Genomic DNA, 22,015 nt, shown 5'->3' on the forward strand with positions numbered 1-22,015 from the left:
AACCTGCCTAAGCAGGTTATTTTAAAGAAGGCTATATAATTTGATTTCTGGATTTTTGTCTTGGAACCAGCGTGTCGCGAATTCATTTTCGAATAAGAACACGAGGTTGTCGTAGCGGTCTTTCACAAGCATAGAACGGCTGCTTGACATGGATTCTTTAACTTCTTCCTCGTTTTCGATCCATCGGGCGATTTTGTTGCCGACTGGCTCCATCCGCACGTCTACGTTGTACTCGTTTTTCATCCGATGTTCGAACACTTCAAATTGAAGCTGTCCGACCGCGCCTAAGATGACTTCCTCCAAGTGAAGCGTTTTATAATACTGGATTGCGCCTTCTTGGACCAACTGCAAGATCCCTTTATGGAAATGCTTTTGCTTCATGACGTTTTTCGCTGTCACTTTGACGAAAAGCTCCGGCGTAAACTGCGGCAGCGCTTCAAACTGGAATTTCTTCCCGCTCGTTATCGTATCGCCGATCTGGTAATTGCCGACATCGTGGAGTCCGATAATATCCCCTGCCACTGCCTCACTGACCATTTCGCGGTCATCCGCAAGAAATTGCGTGGTTTGCGTCAGCTTGAACGATTTTCCAGTACGGGCCAATGTAACATTCATGCCTTTTTCAAATTTGCCAGAAACGATGCGAACAAACGCAATGCGGTCCCGGTGTGCCGGGTTCATATTCGCCTGGATTTTGAAGATGAATCCTGAAAATGGATTTTCCAGTGGATCGATCAATTCCGTGTCCTGCGTCAAGCGCGGCTGTGGCGGCGGCGCAAATTGAAGGTAAGTTTCAAGGAAAGTCTCCACGCCAAAATTCGCCAAAGCACTGCCGAAGAATACCGGCGTCAATTCGCCTTTTCTCACTTGTTCGATTGAAAAATCATTGCCTGCTTCGTTCAGCAAATCGATGTCATCGAGCGCTTGGGTATAATAAGACGTTTTGGTCATTTCGTGTTCGCCCTCGAGCCGGCCATTTTCGTCCAAAGGCATAAATCGGCCCTCTTCAGAACGGAAAGGTTCGATGCGCTTATTGTAGCGGTCATAAATTCCAAGAAACTCTTTCCCCATGCCGATCGGCCAATTCATCGCATACGATTGGATGCCCAGTACTTCTTCAAGTTCTTCCATCAATTCTAGCGGCTCTTTCCCTTGGCGATCCATTTTGTTAATGAACGTAAAAATAGGAATGCCACGCATTTTACATACTTTGAATAGTTTTACTGTTTGAGCTTCGATCCCTTTGGCAACATCGATAATCATTACAGCACTGTCCACCGCCATCAATGTACGGTATGTGTCTTCACTGAAATCTTGGTGCCCGGGCGTATCAAGGATGTTGACGCGATTCCCGTCGTAATCGAATTGCATGACGGAAGACGTTACTGAAATTCCGCGCTGTTTCTCGATTTCCATCCAGTCGGAAGTCGCGAACTTGCCGCTCTTTTTGCCTTTGACGGTTCCGGCATCGCGGATCGCGCCGCCGAAAAGCAATAGTTTTTCTGTAAGGGTTGTTTTCCCGGCATCCGGGTGGGAGATGATTGCAAAAGTTCTTCTATTTTGAATTTCTTTTTTTAATTGGTCTGACATGTTTATACGCTCCTTTAATTCTACTCTTCTCATATTAGAGAAGGGTGCCGCAAAAGACAAGAAATTTCAATAGCTGCCATGAAAAAAGAAGCCGGCTGCGGCTTCTTTTTACAGGAATTTTTTTGTCGCTCTTTCGACAGCTATATCCTTGTCGCTATGCGGATATTTTGTGGCTCCAATAATTTGGTAATCCTCGTGGCCTTTGCCCGCAAGAATTATGATGTCGCCTGGTTCCGCTTGGTCAATGGCGTGCTTGACTGCTTCTGCACGGTCTCCAATGCAAGCGAATTTGGAATGCGTCATCCCTGCTTTCAGATCTGTCAATATGCTGTCGTATTCTTCATGCCTCGGATCATCTGTCGTTAAGACGACGTAATCCGCAACCGATGCTTTTGCTGCCATGATTGGCCGTTTCGTTTTGTCGCGATTGCCGCCTGTGCCGACCAAAAAGATGATTCGGTTCGTTTTAAAATCCGTTACTGCATCGATGGCTTTTTCAATTGCATCTGGCGTATGAGCGTAATCGATAAAAATCGATACCGGTGCCTCCAGTTCGACTTTTTGCATACGCCCTTCAACCGGCGCAATGCGCGATAAAGCTCCCAGCACAGAATTCAGCTCGTAGCCTTCCGCATATAAGGCGGTGATTGCGGCCAATGCATTGGAAACATTGAAATGGCCCAATAACTTCATGGAAACCGCGAATTCGCCTTCCGGGCACACCAGTTTGAACTTCGTGCCTTCATTGTCCATCACTATTTCCGCCGCTCGGAATTGCGCAGGCTCTTTTACGCCATACGTATAGACTGGATGCGATGTCATTTCGGCATAGCGTTCCGACCAAGGATCATCAGCATTGAGCACCGCCCGCTTTTTCTCTTGCAGGTTTTGGCCAAGCTGGGAAAACAGCAAGCCTTTTGCATGGCCGTATTCTTCCATCGTGCCGTGGAAGTCCAGATGGTCATGTGTCAAGTTTGTGAAAATAGCTGTATCGAATTCGACGCCAGCTAAGCGGCCCAGCACCAGTCCATGGGACGATACTTCCATCGTCATATGTGAACAGCCCTCATTTTTTGCTCGCGCGATCATTTGTTGGGTGGTCAATGCATCGCTTGTCGTGTTCGTCGATTGATGCAGTTCACCGTTCAGATTAAAGCCGATTGTCCCTGACAGCGCTGATGTTTCGTCCAGCTCCATCAGCATCGAATGCAGCATGCCAGCGACACTCGTCTTGCCATTGGTGCCTGTGACTCCGATCATTTTGAGCGCTTTTGAAGGGTAGCCATAGAACTTGGCGGCGAGCAAGCCAAGCACACGGTCCGTGTCATCGACAATCAATACCGCCGAACCATTTGCCTCAAGCGGCCGTTCTGCCACGATCAATGCAGCTCCTTGTGCTGCGGCTTGTGCTGCGAAATCATGGCCATCAACTGTGTAGCCTTTGATGCAGATAAAAAGAGAGCCATTTCTTGCATCCCTGGAATCCATCGTTATGTGGTCAATCGTTTCCGGCAGCTGCCCCTGCAAAAGCTTATAAGGAATATTTTCGATCAATAGTTTTGTATTCATGAAAATCCTCCTACTCTGTTACTAGCGGAGACAATACATATGCATGAAGCAATGCTGCCGCAGCCTTAAGTGAATCGACATGTGTCCGTTCGTACGAATGGGAAGCTTCGATTCCCGGTCCGAAAAGCGCATGTTTGACGTCGTATCCTGCACGGATCGCTGCGGATGCGTCAGAACCGTAATATGGATAGATATCTACTTTATAATCAATTTTATTTGTGTTCGCCAAGGCAATCAAGTGCCGAGTCAATCCATAATGATAAGGGCCGCTGGAATCTTTTGCGCAAATCGATACGGTGTACTCATCCGATTGCTGGCCGTCGCCGATTGCGCCCATATCCACAGCGATATATTCCACTGTTTCTTTCGGGATATTCGAATTGCCGCCATAGCCGATTTCTTCGTTATTGGAAATATAGAAATGGGTGGTGTGCGGCAATACCACTTCGCCGCTGCTCAATTGTTTCACTAATTGCAGCAATAATGCCGTACTTGCTTTGTCGTCCAGGTGGCGAGATTTGATAAAGCCGCTGCTCGTTTCGGTATAGCGTGGATGGAACGATACAAAATCCCCTACTTCAATTCCAAGCACCTTTACTTCTTCGGAAGAAAACACTTTTTCGTCCAGCCGCACTTCCATATTGTTTTCATCACGGCTTGCGGTGCCGGCATCTTTGTATACATGGACGGTCGTCTGGTGCATCAGAATCGTGCCTTGTACAGTTTGCCCGTCTGCTTTATGTATAAGGCAATTTTCTCCTTCAATAGCATTGAATTTAAATCCGCCGACTAAAGAAAGCTTTAAACGGCCGGAAGGTTTGATTTCTTTAACCATCGCGCCAAGCGTATCAACGTGCGCCGTCAACAAACGGTGCGCTTTCTGGTCGGTTCCGGAGATAGTTGCTATTATAGCCCCTTTATGGGTTTCAGTATACGCCACATTCCACTTTTCCAAATGGTTTTTAAGGGTCTTCATGATGCCCATAGTGTATCCCGATGGACTCGGAATTTCAGCAAGCTCTTTTAACAAATCGAGCGTTTCTTGTTGTTTCCATTCGAATGACATAGTAAATGCCTCCTCTATATCTATTTATCATATCAAAACGCGGCATTTTCGCACAGGAAATTGTGGATTTACTGTGCATTTATTGAATTTGGAGGCGAAAAATCCTTGCGCGAACCGTGAAGCTCTGACTTTTCTTCCCAAAATTGAGTGAAAATCAAAATAATATAGTAATATTAAATGCAAATCGACTTTTTGAGGTGAATCATGGAACGCATTGCAATGAACCGCTACAGGAACAGATTGTTCATCCATTTATTCGGATTGGCCCATTTGATACACACCTTTATCCATTTCGTAACTGGAGAAACTCTTCCCCATTATTCTATTGCTTTCGGCATTTTATCATACATAGCTCTTTTGTTGCTCTACCGGATGAAAATCAATCAGCGCGCCCTGGAAATCACAATTCTATTGCTGATGAATCTGGCGGTGTTCATTTTGAATTTTGAGACCGTCGCAACAGTCAATATCGTCTATTTTGCCATTCCGATTGTGGCATCGGCATTATACTACGATACTTTGCCCATTATCGGCCTTGGCATTTTATCCGCGATTGAAATTCTGCTGCTGGCATTCGTATTTGACCAGTTAGGCGGGCGGGCTCCTATGTTTTACGTCAACCTTACCCTTTTCGTTTTTATCTTTTTCCTCCTTGCCATGACAGTCCTTCATTCCGTTTTCTTCAGAAAGGTATGGACCCAGATTGAAAAAAAGAACGAATCGATGGAGCGGGCATTAATGTCAAAAGAAGGCTATCTTCACCTGTTTTTCGAAACAGCGAAAGATGCCATTGCCGTATTCGACTCGGAAAATAAAATCATCGCCATTAATCCCGCGTTCGAAGAATTGTATGGCTGGACACTGGAAGAATGCATCGGCCGCACACTTCCGCTGGTCCCTTCGGAGCACCAGAAAGAAGTTGCAGACCGGACATTCCGGGTCCGGCAAGGAGAAAGTTTCTCTCTGCTGGAAACACAGGACTTGAAGAAAGACGGTAGCCGATTCGATGTGCAGATCACTCTTTCGCCAATCACAGATGAAGCAGGCAATGTGATTGCCACTTCAATAATTTCAAGAGATATATCGTACAAGAAAGATGCAGAAAAACTGATTCTTCAAGCAGAAAAGTTAAAGCTGACAGGCGAAATTGCCGCCGGCGTCGCCCATGAAATTCGAAATCCGATGACCGTCATCTCCGGATTTGTCCAGATGATGGACAGCGACGCAGATTACCCGTACAAAGAATACACGAAGCTCATTCATTCTGAAATCGAGCGCATCAATTTGATCATCAGTGAATTCCTGGTCCTTGCCAAACCGCAGCCTTCATACGCGCGAAAGATAAGTTTGAAGAAAGTCATGGGTGATATCGTCATGCTGTTTGGTCCTGAGATGAATATGCGCGGCATCACTTTCCATTCCCGTTGGGAACAGGAAGATTATTTCATCAACGGCGAAGAACACCAAATGAAGCAAGTTTTCATCAACTTGATTAAAAACGCCATCGAGGCGATTGACGGCATGGACAGGATAGGCAATATTAAACTGATAGTCGAAGGGCATACCGACAGCCATGTGTCGCTGAGGCTGCATGATAACGGAGCGGGAATCTCTTCAGAAACCTTGGCTATGATCTTTGAACCGTTTTATACGACAAAAGACACTGGCACGGGCCTCGGTTTGCTGATCTCCCAGAAAATTGTCCAGGAGCACAACGGCACTTTGACAATTGAAAGCCGTGAAGGAGCAGGTACAATCGCCACTGCTCTGCTGCCGTGCATTTAAAAAGGACCCCTAGGGGCCCTTTTTTTTGTTTCAGTCGTCGTCTCTTTCGTTGTCATCATCACGGTCGCCGTCGTTGTCATCACGGTCATCATCATCATCATCTTTATCGACTTCATGTTTTAAAATTGTACCATCTTTCGCATTCACATAAACTTCGTGTTCTGTACGGCCATCTTCAAATTTGATTTCATAATAGGCAACCCCGTCATCGTTATCCAATTCCAAATCTTCGATGGTGCCGCTTGCCACTTTTTTAGCTGCAGCGACAGCTTCATCGCTTGAGATGTAATCGCCAGCTGAGGCCGCTGCTGAAGATGATTTTTCATCTGATGTGTAGTTGTCATCCCAGTCATCATCGTTATCGTCGTTATCATCTTTTTCACGCTTTTGCTCAAGGATTTCACCTGTAACGGCGTCCAGTTTCAAATCATAGTCGTAGCCATCTTTGTCGATGTCAATTTCGAAATGCGGAACACGGCCATCGCGTTCAAGTTCGATATCCGTAATTTTCCCGTCAACTTCCTGAAGTGCTTTTGCAGAAATTTCATCGAATGTCAGGAATTCGGTCTGGTTTGTTGATTGTGAAGCATCCGCTTTAAGGTCGGTGGTATTTTCTGCCTGCACCTTGCTGTCCGTTGGTGTTGCATCCGTGTTCGCCCAAGCGATTCCACCCAATGCTAGAATACCTGCTGCTGCTGCTGGAATGTAGATCATTTTTTTCATGTTCATTCTCCTCCTCATTTGGTATACCTTTACTATAGCCGCCCCTTCTGTGAAAACAGTTAAGGCTTTATGAGAATTTGATGAGAACTCCATGAGTTTTCATTAATGATCAATCATCCCATTCCACAGTCATTGTTTCTCCGCGGATCGCGTGGATTTGGATTGTCGCTTCTTTGTCCAGCCCTTCGTTTTCAATTTCAATCAAATAATAACCGCCGTCTGCTGTTTCCGTGAACTCCACTTCCTGGACTTCTCCGTCAAGCGTCCCTTTGGCGATCGTTATGGCTTCTTCCCTGCTGAGCACGGGTTTCGGCTCGGGGGAAGGTTCCGGTTCAGGAGCAGGTTCCGGCGATTCAGAAGAAACATCCGTAATTTTTCGGACATCGCCCGTATCTGCCGCAACAAACACGGTTTTCTTTGCTGAACCTTCCGTGATGTCCACTTCGTACTCATTCGGCTCTTCTAAGTAGCGGACTTCACCGACCGTTCCACCGACTTCCTTAAGGGCAACCGCTTTTGCTTCTTTTTCTGTCAATTTCTCTTGAACAGGCACCGCTGCTTTTTCAACGAGCTCAACCGATAAAACGCGTCCCGTCGAGCTGTCTACCGCTGCTTTGTATGTGCCGTCGTCCCTTGTGAATCCTACTTCGTACACCCCTCCAGATAGGGCAGTTTCTTCAATCACACCGCCATATTGGGAAATGACCGTTTCGCCTGCTTGTGAAGCGCTGATGCTGTCGCCCTCAGCGCCCATAGACAATAAGTAGACAAGCGCCGCCACGGCCAAAATGGCAGATGCAGCAGCCATGAACATCCATTTTCTCATCGCGATCCCTCCTGCTTCAAGTGTACAGGCTGAACATTAAAATCTCCTGAGAAAACGATGGAAACCGTGGTGCCCATATTCTCAATGCTTTCAATTTCCAGATTAGCGCGGAGCGTATCCGCCAGCTGCTTCGCCAGCGACAAGCCAAGGCCAAAGCCTCCGGACTCTCTGTCTCGAGCTTTGTCCACCCGGTAAAAGCGCTCGAAAACAAACGGCAGCGACTCTTTTGGAATGCCGATGCCAAAATCTCTGATTTGGATGGTCGGCTCACCATCATCTTTCACTATTACTTCAATGCGGTCTGAGCTGTACTTTCTCGCATTATCGAGCAATATATACAAAAGCTGCTTGAGTTTCGGCACATCCGTTTCCACGATAATCGCATTTTGGCCGCTGATCAGCCGGAATTCTCTATTGAAAGAAGTCTGCATCACTTTGACGGTCTGGCCCAGCACTTCCTGCAAATTCACATTGGTAAGTTCCAATTGGGTTTCACTGCGCCTCGCAATGTGGAGCAATTGCTCAATGAGCGAATTCATGCGCTCGGTTTCCATGCGGATTGCTGCCAGGCTTTCTTCTGCGATGGCTGGATCCCCCATCCCTTGGCGCTGCAACAATTTTGCGTAGCTGCTTATGACAGTTAACGGGGTCTTCAGCTCATGGGACGCATTTGATACAAACTCTTCCTGCTTGCGGTAATTTTCCTCTAACAGCTCCATCATTTCATTGAATGTACTGCCCATCTCGCCGATTTCATCTTTCGACGTTTGGGTGATGGGAAGCTTCTCGAATTGCCCGCTCTTCTGAATCCGCGTCATCGTATTGGTCAAATCCGTTACCGGTTTAGTGACCAGCCTGCCAAGCACCGCACTCGACAAGATGATCGGAATCATCGCTACAGCAACAGCGCCAAGCAGGACGAAACGAAGCGCTTGCAGATTGCCGGCTACTTCATCCATTGATTGGGCCATGACTAGTTCTGCTACTTCCCCGTCCACCCAAATGACTGGTGCTGTCACATAAGCGAATCGACTAGTTTCCACTTTAATAATCCCCGAGTTTTCGGGCAATACCATCGGAAATTGGATTTCCACGTCCGGATCCTGGCTGTCTGGGGTCAGCTTGGCCCCTTCGGATGCCGCCCGGACAAGCCCGTCTGCCGGCACATAGCCGCGCAAGATTTCCCTTGGATCATCCGCTGGATTTTCATTGAATGCAGTGACGAGCGCTTCAAGTTCGGTCTGCAGCTGGCTTATTTCCGTATCGTAGGCCAGTTCGCTGAACGAAAAATAAATGACCGCGGTCAGCACGCCTAAAATGACCAGCATCAGCAGCGATGACCATAAATGGATTTTCTGCTTAAGTTTCATGGGTCTGCTCCTTCATGACATAGCCGATTCCCCTGACCGTTTGGATATAGGTAGTCGTTTCCCCGGCATCCAATTTTTTGCGCAAATAGCGGATATAAACATCGATGACATTCGTATCACCGTAATAATCAAAGCCCCATACTGCATTCAGCACCTGTTCACGGCTAAGCACTTGCAAAGGATTGCGCAAGAAATAAAGCAGCAAATCAAATTCACGCGGCGTCAAATCCACTTGGCGCCCCGCACGGGAAACTTCCCTCGTGCTTTCATTCAATTCAAGCTCTCCGAACCGGTGGAGCATGGGATTTCCAGATCCCGTCGTCAACCGGAGGCATGCACGGATGCGCGCCAGCAATTCTTCGATTTCAAAAGGCTTTGTTATATAATCGTTAGCGCCAAGATCGAGTCCGGCCACTTTATCTTTAACATCATTTTTGGCAGTCAGCAAAATAACCGGAATAGCGGGATCTGATGCGCGGATTCGTTTCAAAACATCGAGCCCATGGATTTCAGGCAGCATGAGATCGAGCAGCACCAAATCCCATGGCTTTTCACGGAATTTGATCAGCCCATCCGCTCCTGTATGGGATACCCCAGTTTCATAGCCTTCGTACGTCAGCTCTAACTCCAACACACGCGCTATGCTTTTTTCATCTTCAACGATCAATATGCGTTCAGCCATTATGCCACCCCTTTCTTTTATCATAATATCCGAAAATGGAAAAAGCGACCCGAGGGCCGCTTATTTCAATAACCGTCTGACAAACTTCACTTTATCTTTATAAGGAGGAAATAAAACATTTGTCGATAATCTCGTCGACTTTTTCAAAATCGATTTCGCATGGGTGAATGTTTCAAAGCTGTATTTTCCGTGATACGAGTTCACACCGGATGTGCCGATTCCCCCGAAAGGAAGATGCGCGCTGCCGACATGGGAAACCGTGTCGTTGATGCAGCCGCCGCCGAATGGCAGCTCGTCCAGGAAAAAGTTGATTGCCCGGTCATTTTCCGAGAACATATAAGCCGCAAGCGGTTTCGGCAACTTGCGAATTTGCCGCACCAATGCCGGAAAGTCATTGTAAGTGATGACCGGTAAAATGGGTCCGAACAATTCGTCTTCCATCGAAGGACTGTCAAAATGAATATTGTCCAAAACAACCGGTTCAATATACAGATCCGTTCGATCGGTGTGGCCACCGACAACAATGTTCGCTCCTTCTTTCTCAATGATTTCAACGAGGCGGTCAAAATGGCCGGTGCTGACAATGCGTCCGTAATCCGGGCTCTTCTGCGCATCTTTGCCGTAAAAACTGCGGATATTGGCAAGCAATTTCTCCATGAATTCCTCTTTCACCGATTCGTGCACACAGACATAATCAGGCGCAACACATGTCTGGCCTTTGTTCATCAGTTTCCCCCAAGCGACGCGTTTTGCCGCAAGGTCGAGGTTCGCTGTCTGGTCGACGATGGCCGGACTTTTGCCGCCCAGTTCCAAGGTGATCGGCGTCAATCGTTCGGACGCGGCTTTCATGACGATTTTCCCAACATTGACGCTGCCGGTGAAAAAAATATAATCGAACGGCGCATGGATCAGCGCATTCACTTCTTCCCGTTCTCCTTCGACCACACGAATGTAATAAGGCGGGAATGCCTCTTCTAAGATGGTGCGGATGACTGCAGCTACGCTCGGCGTCGTTTCCGAAGGCTTGACGATGGCGCAATTGCCGCCGACAATTGCCCCGACCAATGGCTCCATCACTAGCTGGAATGGGTAATTGAACGGTCCGATGATCAACACCGAGCCATATGGTTCACGGATGATCATGCTTTTCGCAGGATGCAAGTGAATCGGCGTTTTGACAGATTCCGGCTTCATCCATGAATCCAAGTTTTCGATCATGTAATTGATGCTATCCAATACAAAGCCGACTTCCGTCGCGTAGGCTTCAAATTCGCTTTTCCCTAAGTCCTTTTTTAGCGCATCGACGATTTCGCTGTCGTGGGCTGAAATCACGCTTTTCAATCGTGTTAATTGGGCTTTTCTAAAAGCTGCAGGCTTTGTCGCCCCTGTATAGAAATAGTCGCGCTGCTGCTCAATCATGTTTTCTACATCTGAAGCTGTGAAATTCATTCTCTTACCTCCATTTTCTTCCATGCCTTAGTTTACCCGTTCAGGACGGCAGCAATCATCCATTCTTCAATAAATGATCGACATGCCGTTGGACGATCAGCCCTTCTTCAAAAGGCACCAGCAAAGTCGATTGCTGTCGCATCGATTCAAAGAGCGATGGAACTTCTGGAAATTCAAGCAGCTCCGTGCGTTCTTCGTATTTTCTTTCTTCATACAAGTTCGACCAATTTTCCAGCGTCAGCACCCCTTCTTCGCCGAAGACCTTGAATTGCAGCAACTCTTTTTGTCCGATGCCGCTAATTCCCGACAGCAAAAGCGGTGTGCCGTCCGCAATCACGCCATGAGCGAGCAAACCGGTTTCGCACAGGTCCGCTTGTTCCGGATACGTGACGATGTGGTGCTGAATCGACAAGCCGCCAAAAATGCGGTGGATCAGCTGCAGGTAATGCGGGAAGACTTCGCGCACAAAACCGCCTTGGCTCCTCGAGCCAATCCACGGAGTCTGCTGCCAGCCGCGCGGCCAATCCGGGAAAAATGTCTGCAGCTCGACGCGCGTAATTTTCCCGATGCCCCCGCCGCGGATCCGTTTCACCATTTCATGCACGGCTGGCTTATACATTAGCGGAAAATGCATGGCGGTCTGGATGCGGTTTCTGTCTGCAGCCTCCGCCATTTCCTGGCCTGCCTCTGCATCATGGGCGAGCGGCTTTTCGCTTAGCACATTGATGCCGGCGCTTGCCGCCAGTTTGGCGATGGGTGCATGAGAAGCCGGCGGCGTACCGATATAAAGCCAATCGATGTCTGAATGCAATACTGCTTCCAGCGAGTCAGCAATAGGAACACCATAGGTTGCCTCTAAATAATCCAGCCGGTCCTGCTGCTCATCAAAAACCGCTTTGATGTTCACTTTTTCTTCTTGTTGAATTTGTTTAATGATGCGTTCACCCACGATGCCCGCCCCGATCATACCGATTGAAATCATAATTCTCCCCTTTTCTGAAGCCGAATGGCTTTTTTACATTGTCTTTGTTTATTAGTGTAACCTTTCAGGGTATAGAATAGTCAAACAATTCAACTGCAATTATTGAGGAGGCATAAATGATGGATAAACAAGCAAATTGGTGGGAGCCTATTTTTTCAGGTGAACTTGAAGTCGGCATCAATAAGGATAAGATGGAAACGGTCGAACAGGAATCTTTCCTTTATCTCGAAAGTTTTGCAGCCGACATGGAGCCGCAAGCATAATTGGCTCCTATGACAATCGGATTTTGCAGCCACAGTACATAAAAAACGCCTTTCCGAAAGATCATGGAAAGGCGTTTTGCTATGTTTTCTATTCGACGCTGCGCCACAAATAAAGAGCCGCATAAGACAAATATGGGGACCATTCCGGCAGATGCTGCAGGATTTCTTCGGCTTTTGGCTTGTCGTTGCGCGACCATTGGATTTTCAAGGCATTCTGCAAACCGATATCCGCCAATGGAAATAAGTTCGGGCGCCCGAGGCCGAACATCAGAAAACTCTGTGCCGTCCATGGCCCGACGCCTCGGTATAAAACCAGCTCAGCCGCCGCCTCTTCATCTGATTTTTGTGAAAGCTCTTCCAAGCGCAAAGTCCCCGCCGCAATCGCCTGTGACAAGCCGATGACGTATTCTGCTTTTCGGGTGCTGAATTGAAGCTCCCGCAGCTCTTCAGGCTGCAGCATAGCGATTTTCTCAGGCTCCGGGTAAAACCACACTCCGTCCCTTTCATGTCCGTAGTTCTGGACGAAGCGGCTGGAAAGCGTGTGCGCAAAAGAAAGATTCAATTGCTGATGGATTATGCTTTTCATCAGCGAACCATAAAGGGAGAATTCTCTCACCAGCGGCGTACCTTTGTGTTTCTCAAACAATTGTGCCAGGCTAGTGCCGCTGAAATGTTCAGCGACCGGATCCAATGATTGATTGAAATGAAAAATCTCTGAAATGTGGTTCATCTGTCCCCCTTCTGCGCCTTCCACAGTAAAAACGGGGCTGTCGCTTGTGCCTTCAGCTTTCACGGACACGATATTGCCTTCCGGCATAGGAACACGGACAAACCGGTCAGAAAGCGAGACAACATGGAGAGGGTCAAGCGACAGCCTTTCGAGTACTCGATTAAAGTCATAATAAAATGGCACCGTCAATTGCATCGTGAATCCCCCTTTTTTTCAAACTTAGATGAAAGCGTTCGGGTTTGCAAGCGGCATCATTGGAAAATATAATGGAAAGATGGGAGATGGAATGACTATGAAAAAAATAATCGGCTTATTGTTGTTGGCGTCCATCCTTTCCGGATGCGGCCTGCTTGAATCGACGGATACTTCCGGATCGGAAGAAAGGATTGCCGTCGAAGTTACTTCAGTCATCGATGGAGACACCATCAAAATCATGTATGAAGGCAAAGAAGAGACCGTCCGCTACCTTTTGGTCGATACGCCCGAGACCAATCATCCACGGCTCGGCGAACAGCCGCTTGGAAAAGAAGCGACAGCGGAAAACAAGCGCATCATAAATTCCGGAGATGTTACGATAGAATTTGATGTCGGAGAACGTTTCGATGATTATGGCCGTTTGCTTGCTTATATCTATGTAGACGGTGAAAGTGTCCAGGAGGAACTTGTGGCATCGGGCATGGCGCGCGTTGCATACGTTTATCCCCCGAACACCCGCCACCTCGACGCTTTCGAACAGGCGGAACAAAAAGCGAAAGATGCCGGAGCCGGTATCTGGGAATATGAAAATTATTCAACCAGCCGTGGCTTCAACTCGGATGCTTATGGAGGCATCGCTCCACCAGCGGCAACTGATGACTGCCGGATAAAAGGCAACATCAACCGCAGCGGCAAGAAGATTTACCATATGCCAGGTGAAGGTTCCTATGAAGAAACCAAGCCGGAAGAATGGTTCTGCACAGAACAAGAAGCACAGCAAGCCGGGTTCCAAAGTACCGGCCAGTAATGGAGGAAGATATTGATGCAAGCGATCGTCTTAAGGTTCGACTACACGACATCCACAAAAATAGAACACCTGCAAAAACAAGCGAATGCTGCCAGCCTGGACTCCACACCTATGCTGCCGCCGCATATGACGTTGCAGGCGTTTGAACAAACCAATCCGGCTGACTTGAAAAACGCGCTTGCCCCCTGGGCCGATCAGCGCGCCCAATTGCCGCTCGAATTCGGTGCACTCGGTTTCTTCAAGCAGCAAGGCGTGTTTTACACAGCCCCTGCATTAACTGATGCATTGAAAGTTTTTCATCAAGCCGTGAATTTGGCGACGCGCGACTTTACAGGCCAGCAGGATTATTACTTGCCGAATCAGTGGGTGCCGCATGCCACCATCACCAAAAACATCGCGCCGCCTTACTGGGGTCCGATGTTCGCGCGGCTGTCACTGGAATTCGAACCGTTCAGCGGCAAAGCGGTCGCTATTGAATGTTGGTCGATTGCACAAGGCAAAGCGCAAAACGAATGGAGTATTTTTCTTTCAGAATAGTTATTGACTTTTCACCAGGACACGATATAATTAAATTTGTCCTGGTAATTGAGATTCCTTAGCTCAGCTGGGAGAGCGCTACCTTGACAGGGTAGAGGTCGCTGGTTCGAGCCCAGTAGGAATCATATATGTGGTATGGAAAAATGCGCAGCTTTAAAGCTTGCGCGTTTTTTTGTGCTTTTTTGCTTTTGTAGGATTATATATTCGATCATAAAATCGATTTTGCGGCCAATACGCAAAAAGCGCTGCCCGGAAATCCAGGCAGCGTTTTTCTTATGCTTCTTATGCTTCTAATGCTTTCGGTGTTTTTTTCTCGCGCGACATCCATTGCAGAGCAAACAGGATGATAAACGAAATCGCTCCGATTGTGTCAGTAAGCCCTTCAGGATAAATCAATGCCAATCCAGTGGCGAAAGCGATGATCCGTTCAAGCCAATTAAGCTTGCGGTACCAGAAACCGATCAATCCTGCTCCAATGGCGATCATCCCAGTGAACGCCGTGATCAGTACCCATATCAATTCCGGCAATGTTGTATCGATCATCAGCAGCGCTGGTGACAACACGAACATATAAGGAATGATGAACGCTGCAGCAGCTAGTTTGGCGGCGATAAATCCGGTCTTGATCGGCTCCCCACCTGAAATGCCTGACGCGGCAAATGCGGCAAGCGCAACTGGTGGCGTGATATCGGCAATGATGCCGAAATAAAACACGAATAAGTGCGCCGATAATGCCACAACGATCGGGACAGCAGCCCCTACCGGCTCATCGATCATCAATAAAGTGATGATTGCCGGTGCAGCAATTGTTGACGTGATGACATAGTTGGCTGTTGTCGGCGATCCCATGCCCAGCACGATTGCAGCGAGCATTGTAAAGAATAGCGTCAGCAGAATATTTCCACCGGAAGCGGAAACCAAACCGTTTGCTAAGCTCAAGCCGAGGCCGGTTTTTACAACAACCCCTACGATGATGCCAGCTGCGGCAGTAGCTGCGGCTACTGCGAGCGCGGTTCTTGCACCATCTACAAGTGCGTGCACCATGTCTTTAGGGCTTAATCTTGTTTCTTTATTGAATGAGCTGACCACAATTGTCAGCAAGATGCCGTATAAAGCGGCGTGCATCGTCGGGATTCCAATAAGCAGGAAGACGATGATTGCTACAATCGGCAGCAATAGATAAATTTTCTTTAGAACTTCTTTGCGGTCAGGCATCTCTTCTTTGGTCAAGCCTTTCAACCCGACCCGTTTCGCTTCAAAATGCGTCATGATCCAAACGCCTGTGAAATAGAGGATAGCCGGAATAGCGGCTGCTTTGGCAATTTCCCAATACGTGATGCCGCCGATGAACTCGACCATCAGGAATGCCGCGGCACCCATAATTGGCGGCATGATTTGTCCGCCTGTAGAAGCGGCGGCCTCCACAGCACCTGCGAATTCTTTCTTATAGCCTAACTTTTTCATCATCGGAATTGTATACGATCCCGATGTTACGACGTTTGCAACAGAACTCCCCGAAATTGTCCCTTGCAGGGCACTTGAGAAAATGGCGACTTTTGCGGGTCCGCCCGTCAAATGGCCAGCAAGCGAAACAGCCAAGTCATTAAAATACTGTCCGACTCCGGTTTTTACAAGAAAAGCTCCGAACAGCAAGAACACGAAGATGAATGTGGCCGAAACGCTGATTGGCGTCCCTAGAATACCATCTGTCGTATAGAACATCAGCTGAATAACCGATTCGAGATCCTGGCCGCGATGGCGCAGGAAACCTGGGAAATAAGGACCGAAAAACGTATATGCCAGGAAAATGGATGCAATGATTGTAATCGGCAAACCGACAGCGCGCCGTGTAGCTTCTAGCGTCAAGACAACCGCTAATATCCCGACAATCAAATCCATTTCTGTGACGCGGCCTAGACGGAACACTAAATCATCGTACATAATCGGCCAATAAAGACCGACGCCTATGGCCAGCAAGGCGAGCACATAGTCATAAACTGCCACTTTTCTGCGCGCGCCATGGCGCTTCCGCGCTGGGAACAAGAGAAAAATCAGGGACAAGGCAAATCCTAAGTGAATCGACCGTTGAATATACGCTGTGTATTGGCCAAAAATAGCTGTATATAATTGAAATAATGAAAAAGCGAGTAAACCATAAAACACAACATGCTTCATCGTGCCGCTCAAATCACGGGTGTTCGATTCCGGGTCGTACTTCTGTAAAATCTCTTTTTGTTTTTCCTCCGAAACGTAATGTTCATCTTCCGGCGGCAGTTTCTTTTCTTCTCTTTCTTCCGGCGGCAATTTATCGGTCATCGAGATTCACTCCTTTTAATAGCTGATAGGCTGAGAGGCGCTGCACATTGAATGTGTAAGACTTTCCACGTGCAAGTGTTTTTTTCAAATCGTATTCTTTGCCATCTGCTATAAAATATAGCCCGGCATCCACATCGCCGACAAACAGCCGGAACTCGTCCATGCGCCTGTCCATTCCTTCAATAAAATACTTTCCGTCCTTTTCGACAAAGGACTCTCCTTCTCCTGCATTCGAAGGCATACCGATATTAAAATCCTCGTATTCCAGCGTTACCAGTTGCAGTGAATTGCCAGAAAGGATTTTATAGCTTTCGAGCACTTCCGAGAGATGAATTGAATGGATGTATTTTATTTTGAAAGCTGGTTCTTTTACGCGCAAATAGGCCGTGATATCGCCTGTCCGGTTATCAGTGAATGCGAAGCTCTTCAGGGCGGGCACAAACAACAAGACGGAGATGGCTAGAATGAGGGCTAGCAGCGATAAAAGAATACGGAGCACTGGCTTTGGCTGCATAAAAAGCCTCCTCTATCGGCGAAAAAAAATAACGACGATAAAGCTTGCGCTTTACCGCCCATTATCTTTTAGCTTTTATTTATTTACTTCGTCAAAATATTTTTGCGCGCCTGGGTGAATATCGATGCCGATTCCATCCAAAGCTGTTTCGGATTTAATGAATTCAGCTTTTGCGTGCTGGATTTGATCCGTGTTTTCATAAATTGCTTTAGTGATGTTGTAGACAAGATCTTCTGAAAGATCATTTTGAACGACTAGCATAGCCAATACCGAAACCGTCGGCACGTCTTCAGTTAACCCGTAAGTTCCTGATGGCACAGTGTCGTTCGCGTAGTATGGGTATTTTTCAATGAGCTCTGCCGCTTTGTCTTCCGCTACTGGCACAATAACGACGTCCGAAGTAGCGCCCAAGCTTTCAACCGCTCCAGTTGGCGTTCCAGCTGTAATGAAAGCTGCATCGATCTGGCCGGCTTGCAGGCTTTCCTGTGATTCCCCGAAATCCAAGTTCTGTGCATCAATGTCTTCAATGGTCATGCCATGAATTTCAAGTAATTGCTCAGCGTTGATGTATGTTCCTGAACCAGGTGCTCCTACGGAAATCTTCTTGCCGGCTAAATCGTCAAATGTAGCAATTCCTGAGTCCGCAGTTGTGACCAACTGGATTGTTTCCGGATATAGGGCACCGATTGCCGATACGGTATCGATTTTTTCCCCTTCAAACATGTTCGATCCTTCTGCTGCGTAGAATGCCGTATCCGTTTGAACGAATGCGATCTGCGCTCCGCCATCAGCCAAAGCCGTCATGTTCGCCGCTGAAGCCTGGGAAGATTCTGCCGTTGTGTCAATGCCGGTTTCGTTTTCAACGATTGTCGCCATTGCCCCACCAAGTGGATAATAAGTTCCCGTTGTTCCGCCAGTCAAGATGCTTAGGAATTCCGGATCTGCAGACCCTCCTGAACCGCCTTCATCTGCCGTTTCTCCGCCGCCGCAGCCTGCTAAAAAAACTGAACCAGCCAAAGTGATTGCCGCTAAAACCCCAAATTTCTTTTTTTGCATGATTTGACCTCCCCTTCAATAAATTAAATATTTCCAATTATATCTTAACATGACTTTCTATCCAATTGCCATCTGATTTTGAAAATACAGGGCATCGTTAGTTTCGCATGAAGCCTATTAAGTTTCTGCGCCTTCCACATAGTTTTCAGGAGCCGTTTCTTCGGGTGCGATATCTTCAAATGTCAAGCCTTTTTCTTCCAGGTCACGCGTCCGATGTGCGATTCGGGCCGAGGCGCAGGCTGCAATGCTGCATACCAAGTCGTCAAGGAAGGTATGGACTTCTTCTCCCACCTTTGAATCGAGCCGGTTGATGATGCCGCCTTTGTTTTTATCGAGGTGTCCGAAAGTAGTCACCGCGATGCTTCCATAAGTAAGAACCGCTCCTAGACCGATCATTTCATCGACGCCGAACAGCCCTTCATCCGATTCAACAATCTGTTGGAGCGGTGCAGACAGTTTTCCTTGTTCAGATAAGACATCCAGTTCGATGCCTACGAGCAAAGCATGCTGCATTTCTCGTTTTTGGAGGACGCTTTCCACTGATTCGGTACAATGCGCCAGTGTAAGTCCAGCATTAAAAGGAAGCTGCATTTCGAGGACGATTTCTGCAATATCTGTTACCGTCACTCCTCTGCTTTTAAGTGCGTCGTGCGCCGCTTTTGTCACTTCTTCTGAATGGACTCTTGAATTTCCACCGTTCATAGAAAAAAACCCCTTTCGTGATCACGAATGCTTACAAGGTGATTATACCAATAGCTGAAGATTATGTTACAATTTTCTTACAGATTTAAAAAGGAGGCATTGGGATGAATAGAGGCACGGTTCAAGACATCTCGCTTTACAGCAACGAATTGCAGGAAGAGATGCAATTATTGATTTATCTTCCAGCAAATTATTCACCATTATATAAATATACTGTCCTGATTGCATCAGACGGCAAAGATTATTTCCAGCTCGGCCGCATTCCGCGCGTCGTGGATGAATTACTGGACAACAAGGAAATTGAGAACATCATAGTTGTCGGTGTTCCTTATAAAAGCGTCGAGGACCGCAACAATAAATACGAGCCTACCGGCAAACAGCATAGCGCCTATTTGCGTTTTCTAGCACACGAGCTTGCCCCTTATCTGGACGAACATTACCCGACGTACCAAGTCGGCATGGGCCGTACCTTGGTTGGCGATTCTTTAGCTGCGACCGTATCACTGAGTGCGGCACTCCGATACCCGAATATTTTTGGCCGGGTCATTCTGCAATCGCCTAAAGTGGGCAAGGAACTTCTTGAATCCGTCGAGAATTTCAAATCAGCCCAGCCTTTCACCGTATACCACGTCATCGGTAAAGGCGAGACTGCTGTAAAATTGACTTCAGGCGGCACCGAAGACTTTGTGGAACCGAACCGGCAGCTGAATCAAATGTTGAAGAATAAAGGATTTTCCATCTTCTATGAAGAATTTGATGGAGACCATACGTGGAAGCACTGGCAACCGGACCTGAGACGGGCACTGGTGCAGAATTTTGGCATGTAGCCAGAATTCACTGTTGCCAAACTTTTTTTGATATAATGATCTATGAACTAATTACTATGGACGAGGAGGTCTTTTTATGAAATATGGTGTTGTTGCATTTCCATCAAAAAAATTGCAAGATGTTGCGAATTCGTATCGCAAGCGTTATGATCCGCATTATGAATCGATCACCCCGCATATTACGCTGAAAGATGCTTTTGAAGCGGATGAAGTACAGATTAAATCAATGACTGAAGAAATGGCCAAAGTCGCTAAGCGCCACAAGCCTTTCTCTATTCATGCAACACGCGTCAGCACTTTTGCACCACTGACGAATACATTGTATTTTAAAGTGGACCCGACGCCGGAGCTTGTTGCCATCCATGAAGATCTGCATTCAGAATTCTTTGGCGGCGCGCCTAAATTTTCATTCGTTCCACATATCACTGTGGCGCAGAAATTATCCGACTCGGAACACGCAGATATTTTTGGCCAATTGAAAATGGTCGGAATCGATCATGAAGAAACTATCGACCGCTTCCACATCCTTTACCAATTGGAAGACGGTTCGTGGACAGTGTATGACACATTCCGCTTAACTGGAGATGAAGTTTAATTGCTGAAAGTTAAAATCGCAGAAACTCCCGCTGAAAAAGAGCAGGCATTTGATGTAAGAAGAAAAGTATTCGTGGAAGAACAAGGTGTACCTTTGCACATCGAAATGGACGAGTACGATGATTCCGCCACTCATTTCGTGGGCTTTAATCTGGAGCAGCCGATTGCAGCTGCACGGATCCGTGAAACCGAGTCGGGCATCGGCAAGATTGAACGCGTCTGTGTACTCCCTGAATACCGCGGACAGCACGTCGGTGTGCTGATGATGAACGAAATGGAAGAGTACGCCAAAACGGCCGGGCTATTCACTTTAAAACTCAATTCGCAATCTTACGCGATCCCTTTTTATGAAAAGCTGGGCTATGATGTCAGTTCACCGGAATTCCTCGATGCGGGCATCCCGCACCGGGCAATGGTGAAAAATTTAATGTAATCGATGCAAAAAAGCAGTTCCGCTGAAAATCGCGGAACTGCTTTTTTCTTTCTATTAAGAAATTCTAGATTATTATGGAACATGAAAGCTAAACTTGCTGCAAGTTCTTTTCGTTTTCTAGATATGGATTAAAATAGCCCCGACTCCCACGGGGCTGCTAAGCAATGCAGAAGCATATGGTTTAGCGGGGCTATTATGCTGAATATCGACTAATATAATTTCTTATAAGATATGGTAGCCGCTGTCTACGTGGATTGTTTCTCCGGTGATCCCACGGGACATATCGCTGAATAGGAAGGCTGCTGTATCGCCCACTTCTTCCGGTGTCGTGTTGCGGTGAAGCGGCGCTTTTTCTTCGATTTCGCGAAGGATCGTGTTAAAGTCGCTGACGCCTTTAGAAGACAATGTGCGGATCGGCCCCGAAGAAATCGAATTGACCCGGATGCCTTGGCGCCCTAAATCAGCTGCCAAATAGCGCACGGACATTTCCAGGGAAGCTTTCGCAACGCCCATGATATTGTAATTCGGCATTACGCGTTCGCCGCCGATATAAGTAAGTGCAACGATGCTGCCGCCTTCCGACATCAATTCTTTCGCATAGCGTGCAACGATCGTTAACGAATAAGAGCTGATGTTATGCGCTAGCAAAAAGCCGTCGCGTGATGTATCCGAGAAATTCCCTGCTAATTCTTCTGTTTTTGCAAATGCGATGCAATGTGCCAAGCCGTCGATGTTGCCCGCCTGCTCTTTGATTGCAGCAAAGCATTGCTCTACGCTTGAATCGTCGGTAACGTCACATGGCAAAATGATTTCGTGATTGCCATCGAGTGTCGCCACTAAATCGCGCACCGATTTCTCGAAGCGTTCTCCGGCATATGTAAAGATCAAGCGTGCGCCTGATTGGTCCAGTGAACGTGCGATGCCCCAAGCGATGCTCCGTTTGTTGGCGACTCCCATGATCACGTAAGTTTTGCCAGCTAATGATATTGACATTTAAA

Annotated in this window: 22 protein-coding genes and 1 tRNA gene; 8 read left to right on the top strand and 15 right to left on the bottom strand. The window is 47.4% G+C overall.

Annotated features, from left to right (window positions below):
* Window positions 1-21: 21 nt before the first annotated feature.
* The 3 genes from AC4EHJ_RS05720 to AC4EHJ_RS05730 form a co-directional block, all read right to left on the bottom strand.
* Window positions 22-1,590, bottom strand: coding sequence for a peptide chain release factor 3 (locus AC4EHJ_RS05720; RefSeq protein ID WP_490974603.1), 1,569 nt, complete (start codon window positions 1,588-1,590; stop codon window positions 22-24).
* A 108-nt stretch (window positions 1,591-1,698) separates the two neighbouring features.
* A complete protein-coding gene (locus tag AC4EHJ_RS05725; protein WP_490974604.1) occupies window positions 1,699-3,159 on the bottom strand; it encodes a UDP-N-acetylmuramoyl-L-alanyl-D-glutamate--2,6-diaminopimelate ligase in 1,461 nt (486 codons plus the stop codon).
* 10 nt (window positions 3,160-3,169) lie between these two features.
* The gene (locus AC4EHJ_RS05730) at window positions 3,170-4,225 is read right to left on the bottom strand and encodes a M42 family metallopeptidase (RefSeq protein WP_490974605.1); all 1,056 of its coding nucleotides are present in this window, start codon (window positions 4,223-4,225) and stop codon (window positions 3,170-3,172) included.
* 204 nt (window positions 4,226-4,429) lie between these two features.
* On the opposite strand from AC4EHJ_RS05730, the gene AC4EHJ_RS05735 reads away from it, so the two are divergent.
* Window positions 4,430-6,010: an ATP-binding protein gene (locus AC4EHJ_RS05735; protein ID WP_490974606.1), complete on the top strand. Its 1,581-nt coding sequence runs from the start codon at window positions 4,430-4,432 to the stop codon at window positions 6,008-6,010.
* A gap of 30 nt (window positions 6,011-6,040) precedes the next feature.
* On the opposite strand, the gene AC4EHJ_RS05740 is transcribed toward AC4EHJ_RS05735, so the two are convergent.
* The 6 genes from AC4EHJ_RS05740 to AC4EHJ_RS05765 all read right to left on the bottom strand — a co-directional run bounded on the left by AC4EHJ_RS05740 (window position 6,041) and on the right by AC4EHJ_RS05765 (window position 12,042).
* Window positions 6,041-6,733, bottom strand: a complete 693-nt coding sequence (locus tag AC4EHJ_RS05740) for a PepSY domain-containing protein (protein WP_490974607.1) — start codon at window positions 6,731-6,733, stop codon at window positions 6,041-6,043.
* A 109-nt stretch (window positions 6,734-6,842) separates the two neighbouring features.
* Window positions 6,843-7,559, bottom strand: coding sequence for a PepSY domain-containing protein (locus AC4EHJ_RS05745; protein ID WP_490974608.1), 717 nt, complete (start codon window positions 7,557-7,559; stop codon window positions 6,843-6,845).
* Complete coding sequence (locus AC4EHJ_RS05750) at window positions 7,556-8,929, bottom strand: sensor histidine kinase (protein WP_490974609.1); 1,374 nt, start codon at window positions 8,927-8,929, stop codon at window positions 7,556-7,558. The genes AC4EHJ_RS05745 and AC4EHJ_RS05750 overlap by 4 nt, the downstream gene beginning before the upstream one ends.
* Window positions 8,919-9,611, bottom strand: a complete 693-nt coding sequence (locus tag AC4EHJ_RS05755; RefSeq protein ID WP_490974610.1) for a response regulator transcription factor — start codon at window positions 9,609-9,611, stop codon at window positions 8,919-8,921. Before AC4EHJ_RS05755 ends, AC4EHJ_RS05750 begins: the two co-directional genes overlap by 11 nt.
* A 60-nt stretch (window positions 9,612-9,671) precedes the next feature.
* A complete protein-coding gene (locus AC4EHJ_RS05760) occupies window positions 9,672-11,060 on the bottom strand; it encodes an aldehyde dehydrogenase (protein ID WP_490974611.1) in 1,389 nt (462 codons plus the stop codon).
* Between the two features lie 55 nt (window positions 11,061-11,115).
* Window positions 11,116-12,042, bottom strand: a complete 927-nt coding sequence (locus AC4EHJ_RS05765; protein WP_490974612.1) for a Gfo/Idh/MocA family protein — start codon at window positions 12,040-12,042, stop codon at window positions 11,116-11,118.
* A 119-nt stretch (window positions 12,043-12,161) separates the two neighbouring features.
* Here AC4EHJ_RS05765 and AC4EHJ_RS05770 point away from each other — a divergent pair, with 119 nt between their 5' ends.
* Window positions 12,162-12,305 carry a hypothetical protein gene (locus AC4EHJ_RS05770; RefSeq protein WP_490974613.1) on the top strand — a complete coding sequence of 48 codons (144 nt, stop codon included), beginning with the start codon at window positions 12,162-12,164 and terminating at the stop codon, window positions 12,303-12,305.
* 88 nt (window positions 12,306-12,393) lie between these two features.
* Here AC4EHJ_RS05770 and AC4EHJ_RS05775 read toward each other — a convergent pair whose 3' ends face one another.
* Window positions 12,394-13,230, bottom strand: coding sequence for a DNA-3-methyladenine glycosylase family protein (locus AC4EHJ_RS05775; protein WP_490974614.1), 837 nt, complete (start codon window positions 13,228-13,230; stop codon window positions 12,394-12,396).
* Window positions 13,231-13,327: 97 nt separating this feature from the next.
* On the opposite strand from AC4EHJ_RS05775, the gene AC4EHJ_RS05780 reads away from it, so the two are divergent.
* The 3 genes from AC4EHJ_RS05780 (at window position 13,328) to AC4EHJ_RS05790 (ending at window position 14,700) form a co-directional block, all read left to right on the top strand.
* Window positions 13,328-14,038, top strand: coding sequence for a thermonuclease family protein (locus AC4EHJ_RS05780; RefSeq protein ID WP_490974615.1), 711 nt, complete (start codon window positions 13,328-13,330; stop codon window positions 14,036-14,038).
* A gap of 15 nt (window positions 14,039-14,053) precedes the next feature.
* Window positions 14,054-14,575 (top strand): 2'-5' RNA ligase family protein, encoded by a 522-nt coding sequence (locus AC4EHJ_RS05785; protein WP_490974616.1) that lies wholly within the window; start codon window positions 14,054-14,056, stop codon window positions 14,573-14,575.
* Window positions 14,576-14,627: 52 nt separating this feature from the next.
* Window positions 14,628-14,700: transfer RNA gene (locus tag AC4EHJ_RS05790), tRNA-Val, on the top strand.
* A 157-nt stretch (window positions 14,701-14,857) separates the two neighbouring features.
* Here the strand turns inward: AC4EHJ_RS05790 and AC4EHJ_RS05795 are convergent.
* From AC4EHJ_RS05795 to AC4EHJ_RS05810, 4 genes are all read right to left on the bottom strand, one after another.
* Complete coding sequence (locus AC4EHJ_RS05795) at window positions 14,858-16,891, bottom strand: TRAP transporter permease (protein WP_490974617.1); 2,034 nt, start codon at window positions 16,889-16,891, stop codon at window positions 14,858-14,860.
* Window positions 16,881-17,405, bottom strand: coding sequence for a DUF1850 domain-containing protein (locus tag AC4EHJ_RS05800; protein WP_490974618.1), 525 nt, complete (start codon window positions 17,403-17,405; stop codon window positions 16,881-16,883). The genes AC4EHJ_RS05795 and AC4EHJ_RS05800 overlap by 11 nt, the downstream gene beginning before the upstream one ends.
* Window positions 17,406-17,480: 75 nt before the next feature.
* Entirely contained in the window at window positions 17,481-18,461 is a 981-nt protein-coding gene (locus tag AC4EHJ_RS05805) for a TAXI family TRAP transporter solute-binding subunit (RefSeq protein WP_490974619.1), read from the bottom strand.
* Window positions 18,462-18,578: 117 nt separating this feature from the next.
* Window positions 18,579-19,163, bottom strand: coding sequence for a phosphatidylglycerophosphatase A family protein (locus tag AC4EHJ_RS05810; RefSeq protein ID WP_490974620.1), 585 nt, complete (start codon window positions 19,161-19,163; stop codon window positions 18,579-18,581).
* 104 nt (window positions 19,164-19,267) lie between these two features.
* On the opposite strand from AC4EHJ_RS05810, the gene AC4EHJ_RS05815 reads away from it, so the two are divergent.
* The 3 genes from AC4EHJ_RS05815 (at window position 19,268) to AC4EHJ_RS05825 (ending at window position 21,017) form a co-directional block, all read left to right on the top strand.
* Window positions 19,268-19,990: an alpha/beta hydrolase gene (locus AC4EHJ_RS05815; RefSeq protein ID WP_490974621.1), complete on the top strand. Its 723-nt coding sequence runs from the start codon at window positions 19,268-19,270 to the stop codon at window positions 19,988-19,990.
* 76 nt (window positions 19,991-20,066) lie between these two features.
* Complete coding sequence (locus AC4EHJ_RS05820) at window positions 20,067-20,585, top strand: YjcG family protein (RefSeq protein WP_490974622.1); 519 nt, start codon at window positions 20,067-20,069, stop codon at window positions 20,583-20,585.
* Window positions 20,586-21,017: a GNAT family N-acetyltransferase gene (locus AC4EHJ_RS05825; RefSeq protein WP_490974623.1), complete on the top strand. Its 432-nt coding sequence runs from the start codon at window positions 20,586-20,588 to the stop codon at window positions 21,015-21,017.
* Between the two features lie 222 nt (window positions 21,018-21,239).
* Here AC4EHJ_RS05825 and fabI read toward each other — a convergent pair whose 3' ends face one another.
* Window positions 21,240-22,010 (bottom strand): enoyl-ACP reductase FabI, encoded by a 771-nt coding sequence (gene fabI, locus AC4EHJ_RS05830; RefSeq protein WP_490974624.1) that lies wholly within the window; start codon window positions 22,008-22,010, stop codon window positions 21,240-21,242.
* Window positions 22,011-22,015 lie beyond the last annotated feature (5 nt).

Source organism: Planococcus sp. TJ-301, from assembly GCF_058268475.1.